This window comes from Nocardioides pollutisoli (genome assembly GCF_040045055.1).
GTDB lineage: Bacteria > Actinomycetota > Actinomycetes > Propionibacteriales > Nocardioidaceae > Nocardioides > Nocardioides tweenelious.
Genome location: NZ_JBDZDU010000002.1, coordinates 126,605 through 140,577, shown reverse-complemented (window position 1 = coordinate 140,577; position 13,973 = coordinate 126,605). Strand labels below are relative to the sequence as shown.

The window sequence follows — 13,973 nt, the reverse complement described above, 5'->3', positions numbered from 1 at the left end:
TGCCGGGGACACGCGGCCCGTGACGGTCAGGCCAGGGACACCAGGTCGGCGTAGTCGTCGTTCCAGAGGTCCTCGTCGCCATCGGGCAGCAGCAGGACCCGGTCGGGCTCGAGCGCGAAGACCGCGCCCTCGTCGTGGGTGACCAGGACGATCGCGCCCTCGTAGGTGCGGATCGCGGCCAGCACCTCCTCGCGGGAGGCCGGGTCGAGGTTGTTGGTGGGCTCGTCGAGCAGCAGCACGTTGGCGCTCGAGACCACCAGCGACGCCAGGGCGAGCCGGGTCTTCTCGCCACCGGAGAGCACCTTGGCCGGCTTGTGGGCGTCCTCGCCGGAGAAGAGGAACGAGCCGAGCACGGAGCGCGCCTCGGTGTCGGTGAGCTGGGGCGCGGCGCTCTGCATGTTCTCGAGCACGGTGCGGTTGACGTCGAGGGTCTCGTGCTCCTGGGCGTAGTAGCCGACCTTCAGCCCGTGCCCGGGGACGACCTCACCGGTGTCGGACTGGTCGACGCCGGCCAGGATGCGCAGCATCGTGGTCTTGCCGGCGCCGTTGAGGCCGAGGATGACGACCCGCGAGCCCTTGTCGATCGCCAGGTCGACGTCGGTGAAGACCTCCAGCGACCCGTAGGACTTCGAGAGCTCGGTCGCGGTGAGCGGCGTCTTGCCGCACGGCGCCGGGGCGGGGAACTTGATCCGCGCGACCTTGTCGGCGGCGCGCTCCCCCTCGAGGCCGGCCATCATCTTCTCGGCGCGCTTGAGCATCGACTGCGCAGCCGTGGCCTTGCTCGCCTTGGCGCGCATCCGGTTGGCCTGGTCGGTGAGCGTCTTGGCCTTCGTCTCGGCGTTGGCCCGCTCCCGCTTGCGGCGCTTCTCGTCGGTCTCGCGCTGCGTCAGGTAGGCCTTCCAGCCCATGTTGTAGACGTCGATCTCGCCGCGGTTCGCGTCGAGGTGCAGGACCTTGTTGACCGTCTCCTCGAGCAGCGCGTTGTCGTGGCTGATCACGATCAGCCCGCCCTTGTGGGCCTTCAGGAACCCACGTAGCCAGACGACGGAGTCGGCGTCCAGGTGGTTGGTGGGCTCGTCGAGGAGCAACGTCTCCGCGCCGGAGAAGAGGATGCGGGCGAGCTCGACCCGGCGGCGCTGACCGCCGGAGAGCGTCTTGAGCTGCTGGGAGAGGATCCGCTCCTCGATGCCCAGGCTCGACGCGATGGTCGCCGCCTCGGACTCCGCGGCGTACCCGCCGCCCGCGTGCAGCTCGGAGTCGGCCCGCTCGTACTGCCGCATCGCCTTCTCGCGTACGGCGGGGTCGTCGCTGCCCATGTCGGTCTCGGCCTTGCGCAGCCGGCGTACGACGTCGTCGAGGCCGCGCGCCGAGAGGATCCGGTCGCGAGCCAGGACCTCGGGGTCGCCGATGCGCGGGTCCTGCGGGAGGTAGCCGACCTCACCGGTCGTCTGCACCGAGCCCGACGCGGGCAGTGCGTCGCCCGCGAGGATCTTGGTGAGCGTCGTCTTGCCGGCGCCGTTGCGCCCGACCAGACCGACCTTGTCGCCGGCCGCCACCCGGAAGCTGACGTCCTCCATGAGCAGGCGTGCTCCGGCGCGGACCTCGAGCTTGTTGGCAGTGATCATGAGAGTCCAAAGTCTAGGTGTGGGTACCGTTCCCGCTGACATCGGCGAGGAGGCCACATGCGGTTCAACCCCAAGGCGCGCCTGGACACCCGACGCATGGGTGACGCAGGTCGCTCAGGCGCGGGCAGAGGCGGAGGCGGCGGCGGGTCGCTCCCGATCCCCGGCGGCCTCGCCGGCGGCGGCGTCGGCGGCCTGGTCCTCGTGGTCATCGTGGTCCTGGTCAGCATGTGGCTGGGCGGCGGCTCGGGGTCGTCGTACGACACCAGCCGGATGTCCGACACCGGTCGCTACAAGGACTGCAAGACCGGCGAGGACGCCAACTCCTCGTCCGACTGCGCCCGGGTCGCGGTCGAGAACTCGCTCGTCGACTACTGGTCCGACACCCTGCCCGCCCAGTCCGACGTCGCCTTCGAGCCCGAGAAGAAGGTCGAGACGTTCACCGACGGGATCGGCACCGGCTGCGGCGGCGCGACCGCGGACGTCGGCCCGTTCTACTGCCCCACCGACCAGACGATCTACCTGGACACCACCTTCTTCGACGACGTCCTCGAAGGTCAGCTCAACGGCCCGAGCGGGGCCTTCGTCGAGCCGTACGTCCTCGCGCACGAGTACGGCCACCACATCCAGAACCTCCTCGGCACCATGGGCCAGGTGAAGACCCAGCAAGGTCCGAAGAGCGACTCGGTGCGGCTCGAGCTGCAGGCCGACTGCTACGCCGGCATGTGGGCGAAGTCGGCGACGACCACCGAGGACGCCGACGGCAACGTGCTGATCTCCGACCTCACCCAGGAGGACGTCCAGCAGGCGATCGCCGCCGCGACCGCCGTCGGCGACGACCGGATCCAGCAGGACTCCGGCGGCGAGGTCGACCCCGACTCGTGGACCCACGGGTCCGCGCAGCAGCGGGTGCAGTGGTTCACGACCGGCTACCGCGAGGGCACGCTCGAGGCGTGCGACACCTTCGCGGCGGGAGCCCTCTAGCCGTCGACCAGCGCCTCGAGGTGCGGGAACTGACGCTGCAGCGCCCGCAGGTGCGGCGCCACGGACGGGTGCCGGTACTTCCCGGCGAGCGCTCCCTCACCGCCCGCGACCCTGGCCAGCGCCCACTCGGCACGGTTGAGGACCGTGTAGACCGCGGTCACGCGAGCACCGAGGGTGGCCTCCTCGCGCGTGGCCAGCCCGTCGGGCATGCCCATCAGGTAAGCGTCGAGCAGCGGTTCGAGCTCCTCGCGGGCCGCGAGGGCGTAGTAACCGAGGTCGGCCCCCACCGGACCGGTGCCGAGCATCGCCCAGTCGATCGCGATCAGGTCGTCGCCGTCGCGCCCCGGCAGGTTGGGGGGTACGGCGTCGCCGTGCACCGGCACCTGGACCAGGGCGTCCGCGGCCGCGAGGAACTCCTCCCGCCGCTGCCACAGGTGGTCGGCCACGTCGGCGACCGTCGTACGCGCCAAGGTCTTCCAGCCGCCGTGCCTCTCCACGCGCGCCATCCGGTCTCGCAGGTGGTTGCGCGCCAACCACGGCGCGGCGACCAGGTGCGTGCCTGCGAACCGGCCCAGGCTGTGGGCCGCGAAGAGCCCGCTGTTGGAGGAGTCCTCGACCCACTCCTCGTAGAGCGTGATCCCCTCGTCGTCCTCCTCGACCGCTCCCAGCCGCGGTGCGCGCAGGCCGGTGGTGTCGAGCACCGTCCCCGCGGTGACGACGTCGGCCGCGCGGCGCCAGTAGGCGAAGTGGCGTGGGTTGCTGAGGTCGGCCGGGTCGCCGTCGACGGGTGCGGCCAGACGCTTCACGACCACGGGCTGCTCACCGAGCACGGTCCGCCAGACGCCGACCGTCGATGCTCCACCGCCGCCCGGCAGCGCGTGCCAGTCGGGTTCGGGCTCCCACATGATTCGCACGTTAGTGCAGGTCGCGCCGTCGGAAGGCGATCTGGCCCGCGACACTCAGCGCGGCGGCGGCGGCGCTCAGCGCCAGGAACGGCGCCCACCGGAAGTCCTCGACCGGCACCAGCGGCAGGTGCTCGAAGGGCGACAGGTCCTGGAACCACTGCGGCAGCTGCAGCAGCTCGCCGAAGAGCAGGACCACGCAGCACAGCAGCAGCGCGAGCCAGGCCACCAGGGTGGCCCGGGGCAGCGCGCCGTGCAGGAGGCGCGCGAACCCGCTCAGGACGAGCACGGCGGGTGCGGCCGCCAGCACCTGGAGCGTCATGCGCACCACCGCCCCGCCGTCCCCGGTGACGAGTGCATAGCTCGTGCCGAGGCCGGCACCCGCGAGCGCGAGCACCAGCAGTGTCCCGGCGACGGTGACCACGATGTGACCGATCAGCCAGGTCGAGCGCGGGAGCGCGGTCGCGACGAGCACCTCGAGCCGCCCACCATCCTCCTCCCCGTGGGGGCGCAGCGCCGACGAGATCGCGAAGCCCGCGGCGAGCAGGGCCAGCATCAGGATCAGGGTCGCGTAGAACCCGTCGACGAGGTCGCCGGCGCCCTGGAGCATCAGGTCCTTCGAGGTCTCGGAGTCGCCCACGAGGTCGCCGACGTCGTCACCCATCGTCCCGAAGCCGAGGCCGCCGAGCAGGAGGCCCACTGCCCACCCGGCGAGCGCGGCGCGCTGGAGACGCCACGCGAGGCCGAACCCCGTGCCGAGGCTGCGGCTCGCTCGGGCCGGGCCCGGCCGGGCGGGCAGCACCCCCGACCCGTAGTCGCGGCGGTCGAAGACGGCGTACCCCAACGCCGTACCTGCCCCGGCACCTGCCAGCAGCAGGAGCCCCGGCCACCACCGGAGGCCCGAGAAGGCGTGCATCGACTGATACCAGCCGATCGGCGTCATCCAGCTCAACGCCTGAGCACTGACGTCACCGATCGCGCGCAGGGCGTAGGACAGCCCGATCACGGTGCCCGCGAGCCCGTAGGCCGCGCGGGTGCTGGTGGTCAGCTGGGCGGCGACCAGGGCGGTGCCGGTGAAGAACCAGCCGCACAGCGTCAGCCCGACCGCCAGCCCGACGGAGTCGGCCACCGCGAGGCCGTAGGCGATCAGCGCCGCGCCGGTGAGGACGCCGACCACGACGTTCGCGAGCGCGGCGTCGAGGACCGCGGCCGACGTCGCGGCGTGGCGCCCCACCGGGGCCGCCCGGAGGAGCTCGTCGCGGCCCGACTCCTCCTCGGCGCGGGTGTGCCGGCCCACGATGAACATGCTCATCAGACCGACCAGGATCGCGCCGAAGGCGGCCGACTGCCACGTCACCTGTCCGCCGGTGGTGTTGAGCGCCCGGGCCGGCCCGGCCATCGCGATCAGGGCCGCGTTGCTCTCCATGCCGGCAGCGGCCCGGTCGAACTCCGCCTGGGTCGTGTAAAGGCCGTCGACGCTCCAGCCCTGGCTGACGTAGAGCACGGCGATCCCGACGGGCCACCACAGGTACATCCAGCGATCACGACGCAGGAACGCCCGCAGGAGGACCAGGGTCCCGGTCATGGCCCGCCGTCCTCCGGACCGTCGATGCGATCGCCGTAGTGGCGCAGGAAGAGGTCCTCCAGCGTCGGCGGCTGGCTCTCGAGGGACCGCACCCCGCCGGTCTGCAGCAGGTCGAGCACGGCGTCGAGCTGCGTGGTGTCGACCTCGAGGTGCACGCGGTGGTTGTCGATGTCGACGTCGTGGACGCCCGGGAGGTCGGCCAGACCGGCCGGCACCGAGGCGAGGTCAGCGGTGATGGACGTCCGGGTCAGGTGCCGCAGCTCGGCGAGCGTCCCCGACTCGACGCAGCGGCCCGCGCGGACGATGCTCACGCGGTCGCAGAGCCGCTCGACCTCCGCCAGGATGTGGCTGGAGAGCAGCACCGAGTGCCCCTCCGACCGGAACTCGTCGATGCAGTCCCGAAAGACCGCCTCCATCAGAGGGTCGAGTCCGGAGGTCGGCTCGTCGAGGAGCAGGAGGTCGACGTCGGAGGCGAGCGCCGCCACGAGGGCGACCTTCTGCCGGTTGCCCTTCGAGTAGCTGCGGCCCTTCTTGGTCGGGTCGAGGTCGAACCGCTCCAGCAGGTCCGTGCGCCGCCGCTCGTCGATGCCGCCGCGGAGCCGGCCGAGCAGGTCGATCACCTCGCCGCCGGTGAGGTTCGGCCACAGGTTGACGTCGCCCGGGACGTAGGCCAACCGGCGGTGCAGATCGGCGGCCTGGCGCCACGGGTCGCCGCCGAGGAGCCGGACCTCGCCGGCGTCCTTGCGCAGGAGCCCCAGCAGGACCCGGATCGTGGTGGACTTGCCCGCGCCGTTGGGCCCGAGGAAGCCGTGCACCTCCCCGCGTGCGACGACGAGGTCGAGGCCGTCGAGCGCGCGGAGGCTACCGAAGCTCTTCACCAGGCCGCGGATGTCGATGACGCGCTCATCGGTCACGTCTCGAAATCTAGGGCAACTTCTTGCCGGGATGGGTACGTCTCCTCCACGGACGCCCGGACCGGCCGGGCCTCGTACGACGAAGGACGGACATGTTCTCTCGGGTCGCCACCACCGCTCTCACCCTCGGTATCGCCGCTGCCTCGCTCGTCGGTGTCGCACCGACGTCGACGGCCGCGCCTGCCGCCCCCACCACGAAGCTGACGCTCCAGGTCGCCGGCTGCAACGGCTGCCACCTGCGCCTCACCCAGGCGCTGGAGGGGCGCCAGAAGGTGTGGCAGTCGAAGCAGCACACCGTGAAGGACGGCAAGGTCAGCTGGACCATCCCGACCACGCGCACGCACGGGCTGAGCATCACCGTGCTGGCGCCCTGGGACGGCGGCGCGGGCTACGTGCCGACGGTCGCCTTCCGCTACGCCGGCGAGAAGGTGGGCGACGAGGTCACGAACGCGGTCGCGAAGACCAAGAAGCGCGCCTCGTCCTGCTGGGCCGGCACGACGGCGTCCGCCGTGACCCTGCCGCTCACCGTCATCCGCGCTCGCTCGACGAACCCGCCGGGTGACCCGATCCGCACCCCGCGCGCGTTCACGTCGGTGACCCAGAAGTGGGAGAAGCCGATGAACCGCGCCTGGCACGGCATCTCGGGCACCCAGGACGCCACCTGGTGCGGCTGACTCAGCTGTTGTGGACCTCGACGCGTGCCGAGCGCGCGTCGAGGGCCGCCTGCTCCAGCACGCCGCGCCGTGGGTCGGGTACGGCGAGCCAGGGCTCGACCACGGTGAGGCTCTTGAGGCGAACGTCGGCGAGCACCTCGTCGACGGCCGCGTGGTCTCCCCCGGTGACGACCGTGCGGCGTTGGTCGCTCTTGTCGAGACCCTCGCCGAGGATCCGCGCGGCGTGCTCGGCGGCCGCCTCGTAGGCCTGCCGCGCCTGGTTGTCCCGCCTCCGGGCGAAGCGCTGCTGGCTCTGCCCGCCGGCCTTGGTCCGGCCCTGGACGTGCCGCTGGCCGACCTTGGACTCGGCGAAGGTCGTCCCGCTCATCCGGGCGATCGCGAACCCGCCCTTGCGGACGAGCAGGATGCCCCAGTCGTCGGGGACGCTGATCCCCTCGGCGAAGGCGGCCGGGTCGGGCGGGCCGGCGTACGCCTCGCCGAACGGGAGGCGTGCGCTAAAGGTGCTGCCGTCCTCCGCCGTACCGCTCAGGGCGCCGTCGGTCGTGGTGAGCTCGGTCTCGCCGTGGCTCGTCGTGAAGTTCTCGACCCATCGGGCCAGCCGAGCTGATGGCACCAGGACGAGAGTCATGGACCCGATCTTCTCAGGCAGTTCCTGATGTTCTGGGGTGTTGCAACACCCCAGAACATCTGGAATACCCGGTGAACCGGGTATTCCTCAGACGTTGAACCCGAGAGCCCGCAGCTGCTCGCGGCCGTCGGGGGTGATCTTGTCGGGGCCCCACGGCGGCATCCAGACCCAGTTGATGGCGACGTCGTTGACGAGGCCCTCGAGGGCGGAGTTGGTCTGGTCCTGGATGACGTCGGTCAGCGGGCAGGCCGCGGAGGTGAGCGTCATGTCGATGACCAGGTTGGAGCCCTCGTCGATGTGGAGGCCGTAGACCAGGCCGAGGTCGACGACGTTGATGCCGAGCTCGGGGTCGACGACGTCCTTCATCGCCTCGGTCACGTCCTCGACCGAGACGGTGGAGGTGCCGACACCGCCGGTGGCCTCGGGTACGTCGGGAAGGTCGCTGTGGTCAGGCATCTGTGCCTCCATGGGAAGGGTTCTCCTGGGCTCGGACGAGGGCGTCCTGGAAGGCCATCCAGGACAGGAGTGCGCACTTGATGCGCGCGGTCAGCTTGGCGGCACCGGCGAAGGCGATGGCGTCCTCGAGGACGTCCTCGTCGGGCTCGACCTGGCCCTTGCCGCGCATCATCTCGAGGAACGCGGCGTGGATCGGCTCGGTCTCGGCGACGGTCTTGCCGATCAGCAGCTCGGTCATCACCGACGCCGACGCGGACGAGATCGAGCACCCCTGGTTGTCGTAGGAGATGTCGCGCACGACGTCGCCGTCGAGGTGCAGGCGGAGGGTGACCTCGTCGCCGCAGGTCGGGTTGACGTGGTGGACCTCGGCCTCGAACGGCTCACGAAGGCCGGCGTTCAGCCGACGCTTCGCGTGGTCGAGGATGATGTCCTGGTAGAGGCTGTCGAGTTCAGTGCTCATCTCTCAACCCAACTTGAAGTACGAGCGGGTGTATTCCAGACCCTCGACCAGCGCGTCGATCTCGGCCGGGGTCGTGTAGAGGTACGACGACATCCGGGTCGAGCTCTGCACGCCGTACCGCGCGTGCGCGGGCTTCGCACAGTGGTGGCCGGCACGCACGGCGATGCCGCGCGAGTCGAGCACCTGCGCGACGTCGTGGGGGTGGACGCCGTCGATCTCGAAGGAGATCGCTCCCCCACGCTCGGCGGCGCTCAGCGGGCCCAGCACCTTCAGGCCGGGCACGGTGGCCAGGCCGTCGAGGGCGTACGCCGTGATCGTCTGCTCGTGCCGGTGGATCGCGTCCATCCCGATGTGGGAGAGGTAGTCCACCGCAGCGCCGAGCCCGACGGCCTCGACGATCGGCGGGGTGCCGGCCTCGAAGCGTTGCGGGGCCGAGGCGTAGGTCGAGCGCGCCATCGTGACGGTCTCGATCATCTCGCCGCCGCCGTGGAAGGGCGGGAGCGCGTTGAGCAGCTCCTCGCGACCCCACAGCACGCCGATGCCGGTCGGGCCGACGACCTTGTGACCGGTGAAGACCAGGAAGTCGCACCCCGTCGCCACCACGTCGACCGGCAGCTGCGGCGCGGCCTGGGAGGCGTCGATGACGGAGAACGCACCGAAGGCCTTCGCCCGCGCCACCAGCTCGGTGACCGGGTTGATCGTGCCGAGCATGTTGGAGACCCAGGTGAAGGCCACCACCTTGGTGTGCTCGTCGATCAGTGCGTCGGCGTTCGACAGGTCGAGGTGACCGTCGTCGGTGAGCCCGAACCAGCGCAGCTCGGCGCCGGAACGCTCGCACGCCAGCTGCCACGACACGATGTTGGAGTGGTGCTCCATCTCGGTGATGACGACGTTGTCGCCGGGGCCGAGGTCGATCGTGCGCGCCAGCAGGTTGAGCGCCTCGGTGGCGTTCTTGGTGAAGACCACCTCGTTGCGCGACGGCGCGTTGAGGAAGGCGGCGACCTTGTCGCGCGCCCCCTCGAACGCCTCGGTCGACTCCGCGCCCAGCGTGTGCATGGCGCGGGCGACGTTGGCGTTGTGCCGCTCGAGGTGGTCGACCATCGTGTCGATGACGACCTGCGGCTTCTGCGAGGTGTTGGCGCTGTCGAGGTAGACCAGCGGCTGACCACCCGCGACCAGGCGGTCCAGGATCGGGAAGTCGGCGCGGATCACCTCCAGCTCAGGCAGGAGGCCGGCCAGCTGCGTCGTGGTCATGTCAGACCGCCGCCGTGAGGTACTTCTCGTAGCCGTTGGCTTCCAGCTCCTCGGCCAGCTCGGAACCGCCGGACTCGGCGACCTTGCCGTCGACGAAGACGTGGACGAAGTCGGGCTCGATGTAGCGCAGGATGCGGGTGTAGTGCGTGATCAGCAGGACGCCCTTGCCCTCCTGCTCGCGGAAGCGGTTGACGCCCTCCGAGACGATCTTGAGCGCGTCGATGTCGAGGCCGGAGTCGGTCTCGTCGAGGATCGCGACCTTCGGGTTCAGCAGCTCGAGCTGGGCGATCTCGTGGCGCTTCTTCTCGCCGCCGGAGAAGCCCTCGTTGACCGAGCGGGTGCCGAACGTCGGGTCGAGGTTGAGCTTCTCGAGCGCGCTGTTGACGTCCTTGACCCAGGTACGGAGCTTCGGGGCCTCGCCGTCGAGCGCGGTCTTCGCCGTACGCAGGAAGTTGGAGACCGAGACGCCGGGGACCTCGACGGGGTACTGCATCGCCAGGAACAGCCCGGCCCGCGCCCGCTCGTCGACGCTCATCGCGAGGACGTCGTCGCCGTCGAGGGTGACGGTGCCGCCGGTGATCGTGTACTTCGGGTGGCCGGCGATCGAGTAGGCCAGCGTCGACTTGCCGGAACCGTTCGGCCCCATGATCGCGTGGGTCTCGCCGTCCTTGATGGTCAGCGTGACGCCCTTGAGGATCTCCTTGGGCCCGTCCTCGGTGTCGACGGACACCTGCAGGTCCTTGATGATGAGCTCGCTCATGAGGGGGTGACTCCGTTCAGGGTGGTGGTGGTGTCGATGAAGATCTGGTCGTCGCGGACCTCGATCGGGAAGGTCGCGACGGGTTCGGTGGCCGGGAGGCCGGTGGGCTTGCCGGTGCGGAGGTCGAAACGCGAGCCGTGCAGCCAGCACTCGACGGTGCAGTCCTCGACCTCGCCCTCGCTCAGCGAGACGGCTGCGTGGGAGCAGAGGTCCTGGACGGCGAAGAACTCGTCACCGTGCCGCGCCACCGCGACGTCGTAGGCACCGACGGTGACGCCGAACGCCTCGTCGGTGGCGACGTCTGCGACATCGCAGGCCCGCTCGAACCCCATCAGTCGAGGTCCTTGAGCACGTTCTTCGCAAGCTCGGCCTCGACCGTCGTGAGCAGCTGCTCCTCGATCGAGGGGATGCCGACCTTGCGGATCAGGTCGTTGAAGAAGCCGTGCACGACGAGACGGCGCGACTCCTTCTCGGAGACCCCGCGCGAGCGCAGGTAGAAGAGCTGCTCGTCGTCGAAGCGGGCGGTCGCGGACGCGTGTCCCGCACCCTCGATCTCGCCGGTCTCGATCTCGAGGTTGGGGACCGAGTCGGCCTGGCAGCCGTCGGAGAGGACCAGGTTGCGGTTCTCCTCGTAGGTCTCGATGCCCTCGGCGACCTTGCGGATCAGCACGTTGCCGATCCAGACCGTGTGGGCCCCCTGGCCCTGCAGCGCGCCCTTGTAGAGCACGTGGCTCTTGGTCCGGGGCGCGGTGTGGTCGGCGAAGAGCCGGTGCTCGAGGTGCTGGCCCGCGTCGGCGAAGTAGAGGCCGAGCAGCTCGGCCGAGCCGCCGGGACCGGCGTACTCGACGTTGGCGTGCATCCGGACCAGGTCGCCGCCGAAGGAGATCGACGTGTGCTTGACGGTGGCGTCACGACCGACCTGGATGGCGTCGCGGCCGAGGTGGACCGCGTCGTCGTCCCAGTCCTGCAGCGACAGCACGTTGACGTTGGACGCGTCGCCCGCGAGCACCGTGGTGATCGCCGCGTAGCGCGCCGACCCCGAGTGCGCGACCACGACGGTCGCCTGCGCGTGCCGGCCGACCCGGATCACGAGCTGGCCCCAGACCAGGTCGTCGACGGACTCCCCGTGCAGGCGGAGCACGATCGGCTCGGTGATCTCGGCCTCGGCCGGGACGTCGAGCAGCATCGCCGCACCGGCGTTGGCCGCGGCGAGCGCGGACGGCCGGTCGTTGGGTGCGAGCTCGCCGATCTCACGCGCCTGGTCGGCGGTGATCTCGGTCAGCGTCACGCCCTCGGGCAGCGTGGTCTCCCAGGTCAGGCTCGCGTCGGACGCGTCGCCGTCGAGGATCCCGCGCAGCCGCTTGAGCGGCGTGAAGCGCCAGATCTCCTCCCGCCCGGTGGGCACCGGGTGGTCGGCGAGGTCGTACGACGGGGGCGGGTTCAGGTGGCTGAAGCCAGCACCCAGCTCCAGGGAGTCCGCCACGCTCTCGCGGGCAGTGTCAGTCACAGTCACTACAGAAAACTCTCTACGTGCGTCGGGTCGTTCGGGAAGAGGAGGCGGCTGTTAACCGACGGCCCCTTCCATCTGGAGCTCGATCAGCCGGTTGAGCTCCAGGGCGTACTCCATGGGGAGCTCCTTGGCGATGGGCTCGATGAAGCCGCGGACGATCATGGCCATCGCCTCGTCCTGCTCCATGCCGCGCGACATCAGGTAGAAGAGCTGGTCGTCGGAGACCTTCGAGACCGAGGCCTCGTGACCCATCGAGACGTCGTCCTCGCGGATGTCGACGTAGGGGTAGGTGTCCGAGCGGCTGATCTGGTCGACCAGGAGCGCGTCGCACAGGACGTTGGACTTCGAGCCGTGGGCGCCCTCGTTGATCTGGATCAGGCCGCGGTACGACGTACGCCCGCCGCCACGGGCCACCGACTTCGACAGGATCGACGACGAGGTGTTGGGCGCGGCGTGGACCATCTTGGCGCCGGCGTCCTGGTGCTGGCCCTCGCCGGCGAACGCGATGGAGAGCGTCTCGCCCTTGGCGTGCTCGCCCATGAGGTAGACGGCGGGGTACTTCATCGTCACCTTGGAGCCGATGTTGCCGTCGACCCACTCCATGGTCGCGCCGGCCTCGCAGACGGCGCGCTTGGTGACGAGGTTGTAGACGTTGTTCGACCAGTTCTGGATGGTCGTGTAGCGGCAGCGGCCGCCCTTCTTCACGATGATCTCGACGACCGCGGAGTGCAGCGAGTCCGACGAGTAGATCGGCGCGGTGCAGCCCTCGACGTAGTGCACGTAGGCACCCTCGTCGACGATGATCAGGGTGCGCTCGAACTGGCCCATGTTCTCGGTGTTGATCCGGAAGTAGGCCTGCAGCGGGATGTCGACGTGGACGCCCGGCGGGACGTAGATGAACGAGCCGCCCGACCACACCGAGGTGTTGAGCGCGGCGAACTTGTTGTCACCGACGGGGATGACGGTGCCGAAGTACTCCTGGAAGAGCTCCGGCTGCTCCTTGAGAGCGGTGTCGGTGTCGAGGAAGAGGACGCCCTGCTCCTCGAGGTCCTCGCGGATCGAGTGGTAGACGACCTCGGACTCGTACTGGGCCGCGACGCCCGAGACGAGGCGCTGCTTCTCCGCCTCCGGGATGCCGAGCTTGTCGTAGGTGTTCTTGATGTCCTCGGGGAGGTCGTCCCACGTGGCCGCCTGCTTCTCGCTGGAGCGCACGAAGTACTTGATGTTGTCGAAGTCGATCCCCGACAGGTCCGAGCCCCAGTTGGGCATGGGCTTGCGACCGAAGAGCTTGAGGCCCTTGAGGCGCAGGTCGAGCATCCACTGCGGCTCGCTCTTCTTCGCGGAGATGTCGCGGACGACCTCTTCGCTCAGGCCCCGCTTGGCGGCGGCGCCGGCGACGTCGGAGTCGGCCCATCCGAAGTCGTAGCGCCCGATGCCCTCGAGCTCGGGGTTGCGCTCGTCGATGGTGGTCATCAGCTGACCCGCTCCTTCGTTGTGGGGGATGTGCTCTTCGGAATGCTGGTGGTGCAGACCCCGTCGCCGTGGGCGATCGTGGCCAGTCGCTGCACGTGGCTGCCGAGGACCTTGCTGATCGCCTCGGTCTCGGCCTCGCACAGCTGCGGGAACTCGTGGGCCACGTGGGAGACCGGGCAGTGCTGCTGGCACAGCTGCTCTCCCATGGGCAGGTCGCGCACCGACGCGGCGTACCCCTCGTCGGTGAAGACCTGGGCCAGGATCTCGGCCGGTCCCAGCTCGGGGTGCTCCGCGCGGATCCGCTCGAACCGCTCTGGGATGAACGCCATCCGGCGCGCCGCGAATTCCCGGACGGCGTCCTCGCCGGCGGTCTCGGCCAGGAACCGGAGCGCCTGGGCGGCGAGGTCGTCGTACTGCTGGTCGAAGCCGTCGCGGCCCGACTCGGTCAGCGCGAACGCCTTCGCGGGCCGGCCGCGCCCTCGGGTGGCCTGGCTGCGTGGCTCGCGGGCCTCGACCAGACCCTCCTCGAGCAGCTGGTCGAGGTGGCGGCGTACGGCGGCCGGGGTGAGATCGAGCCGCTCGGCGAGTGCCGCGGCGGTCGACGGTCCGTTGACGAGGATCGACCGGGCGACGCGCTGGCGCGTCGGCTGGTCGTGCACCTGGAGAGGCGCCTCGTCGAATTCCACAACACCAGTGTGCCGTTATTGTCTGGACCCGTTCAAGCAAGGGTGTCCTAACCCCGCGTGGCTGC

At 70.1% G+C, this 13,973-nt stretch carries 15 protein-coding genes; 2 read left to right on the top strand and 13 right to left on the bottom strand.

From position 1 onward, the window contains the following. Positions 1-26: 26 nt before the first annotated feature. Entirely contained in the window at positions 27-1,625 is a 1,599-nt protein-coding gene (gene abc-f / locus ABLE68_RS18715; protein ID WP_348873440.1) for a ribosomal protection-like ABC-F family protein, read from the bottom strand. A gap of 57 nt (positions 1,626-1,682) precedes the next feature. Here abc-f and ypfJ point away from each other — a divergent pair, with 57 nt between their 5' ends. After that, on the top strand, positions 1,683-2,606 hold the full coding sequence (ypfJ, locus tag ABLE68_RS18710) for a KPN_02809 family neutral zinc metallopeptidase (RefSeq protein WP_348873439.1): 924 nt from the start codon (positions 1,683-1,685) through the stop codon (positions 2,604-2,606). On the opposite strand, the gene ABLE68_RS18705 is transcribed toward ypfJ, so the two are convergent. The 3 genes from ABLE68_RS18705 to ABLE68_RS18695 are packed head-to-tail and all read right to left on the bottom strand — an operon-like array spanning position 2,603 to position 6,007. Continuing rightward, positions 2,603-3,511 (bottom strand): phosphotransferase, encoded by a 909-nt coding sequence (locus tag ABLE68_RS18705; RefSeq protein WP_348873438.1) that lies wholly within the window; start codon positions 3,509-3,511, stop codon positions 2,603-2,605. The two genes, ypfJ and ABLE68_RS18705, sit on opposite strands and share 4 nt — an antisense overlap. A 10-nt stretch (positions 3,512-3,521) precedes the next feature. After that, positions 3,522-5,093 (bottom strand): ABC transporter permease, encoded by a 1,572-nt coding sequence (locus ABLE68_RS18700; RefSeq protein ID WP_348873437.1) that lies wholly within the window; start codon positions 5,091-5,093, stop codon positions 3,522-3,524. After that, positions 5,090-6,007, bottom strand: coding sequence for an ABC transporter ATP-binding protein (locus tag ABLE68_RS18695; protein ID WP_348873436.1), 918 nt, complete (start codon positions 6,005-6,007; stop codon positions 5,090-5,092). The genes ABLE68_RS18700 and ABLE68_RS18695 overlap by 4 nt, the downstream gene beginning before the upstream one ends. 92 nt (positions 6,008-6,099) lie before the next feature. Here ABLE68_RS18695 and ABLE68_RS18690 point away from each other — a divergent pair, with 92 nt between their 5' ends. Next, positions 6,100-6,681 carry a hypothetical protein gene (locus tag ABLE68_RS18690; protein WP_348873435.1) on the top strand — a complete coding sequence of 194 codons (582 nt, stop codon included), beginning with the start codon at positions 6,100-6,102 and terminating at the stop codon, positions 6,679-6,681. Between the two features lies 1 nt (position 6,682). Here ABLE68_RS18690 and ABLE68_RS18685 read toward each other — a convergent pair whose 3' ends face one another. From ABLE68_RS18685 to ABLE68_RS18645, 9 genes are all read right to left on the bottom strand, one after another. Next, complete coding sequence (locus tag ABLE68_RS18685; protein ID WP_348873434.1) at positions 6,683-7,309, bottom strand: acVLRF1 family peptidyl-tRNA hydrolase; 627 nt, start codon at positions 7,307-7,309, stop codon at positions 6,683-6,685. 87 nt (positions 7,310-7,396) lie between these two features. Further along, positions 7,397-7,765: a metal-sulfur cluster assembly factor gene (locus tag ABLE68_RS18680; protein ID WP_348873433.1), complete on the bottom strand. Its 369-nt coding sequence runs from the start codon at positions 7,763-7,765 to the stop codon at positions 7,397-7,399. Further along, entirely contained in the window at positions 7,758-8,225 is a 468-nt protein-coding gene (sufU, locus tag ABLE68_RS18675; RefSeq protein WP_348873432.1) for a Fe-S cluster assembly sulfur transfer protein SufU, read from the bottom strand. The genes ABLE68_RS18680 and sufU overlap by 8 nt, the downstream gene beginning before the upstream one ends. A gap of 3 nt (positions 8,226-8,228) precedes the next feature. Next, positions 8,229-9,479 (bottom strand): aminotransferase class V-fold PLP-dependent enzyme, encoded by a 1,251-nt coding sequence (locus tag ABLE68_RS18670; protein ID WP_348873431.1) that lies wholly within the window; start codon positions 9,477-9,479, stop codon positions 8,229-8,231. Between the two features lies 1 nt (position 9,480). Then, positions 9,481-10,239 carry a Fe-S cluster assembly ATPase SufC gene (gene sufC / locus ABLE68_RS18665; protein ID WP_348873430.1) on the bottom strand — a complete coding sequence of 253 codons (759 nt, stop codon included), beginning with the start codon at positions 10,237-10,239 and terminating at the stop codon, positions 9,481-9,483. Beyond that, positions 10,236-10,571, bottom strand: a complete 336-nt coding sequence (locus tag ABLE68_RS18660) for a non-heme iron oxygenase ferredoxin subunit (protein ID WP_348873429.1) — start codon at positions 10,569-10,571, stop codon at positions 10,236-10,238. The genes sufC and ABLE68_RS18660 overlap by 4 nt, the downstream gene beginning before the upstream one ends. After that, positions 10,571-11,746 carry a Fe-S cluster assembly protein SufD gene (gene sufD / locus ABLE68_RS18655; protein WP_348873428.1) on the bottom strand — a complete coding sequence of 392 codons (1,176 nt, stop codon included), beginning with the start codon at positions 11,744-11,746 and terminating at the stop codon, positions 10,571-10,573. Before sufD ends, ABLE68_RS18660 begins: the two co-directional genes overlap by 1 nt. Positions 11,747-11,803: 57 nt before the next feature. Beyond that, positions 11,804-13,222, bottom strand: coding sequence for a Fe-S cluster assembly protein SufB (gene sufB / locus ABLE68_RS18650; protein WP_348873427.1), 1,419 nt, complete (start codon positions 13,220-13,222; stop codon positions 11,804-11,806). Further along, on the bottom strand, positions 13,222-13,908 hold the full coding sequence (locus tag ABLE68_RS18645) for a helix-turn-helix transcriptional regulator (RefSeq protein ID WP_348873426.1): 687 nt from the start codon (positions 13,906-13,908) through the stop codon (positions 13,222-13,224). Before ABLE68_RS18645 ends, sufB begins: the two co-directional genes overlap by 1 nt. Positions 13,909-13,973: the final 65 nt, after the last annotated feature.